A 469-nucleotide genomic window follows, 5' to 3' on the forward strand; every position below is an offset into this window, starting at 1 on the left:
CCAATGTAAGAATGTGTTTTCGGAAGTTCTTGCACTTCTGTTTCGACTAACAATGACACAAAGTATCTGCCAGAAGGGTTCCGTCTAACTGTAGCATTTACAATACGTCCCTGTACTTCACGACTTTTGGCAAATCGAACAAGACCTAGTTTTGGCAATTTAATTTTGTTTCCTACAACGGCAATGTTTTCATTTGTTTGTTTTGTGGTATAAGATTGCACGTTATTTTTCTTAGATTTGAAACGCGGGGCACTGTTTTGTTTTTTGAAAAAGCGTGTATAAGCATCCGCAAGGTTGCGGACAGATGACTGAATCGCAATACTATCCACTTCTTTTAGCCAAACAAACTCTTTCTTTATGGCAGGAAGTTTGGCAGAGCATGTACCATATGTCAAACCTTTTCCTGTTTCTTTGTATGCATTATCCCATAGAGATAGGAAGTGATTGAATACAAAACGAGAACAGCCAA

The 469-nt window shown here is 38.4% G+C and carries 1 protein-coding gene; it reads right to left on the bottom strand.

The features are described from left to right. Nucleotides 1–469: RNA-guided endonuclease TnpB family protein (locus tag JDS95_RS30480; RefSeq protein WP_199691049.1), on the bottom strand; the 469-nt coding region annotated here is incomplete at both ends.

The organism is Bacillus cereus group sp. N24 (assembly GCF_016483345.1).
GTDB lineage: Bacteria > Bacillota > Bacilli > Bacillales > Bacillaceae_G > Bacillus_A > Bacillus_A toyonensis.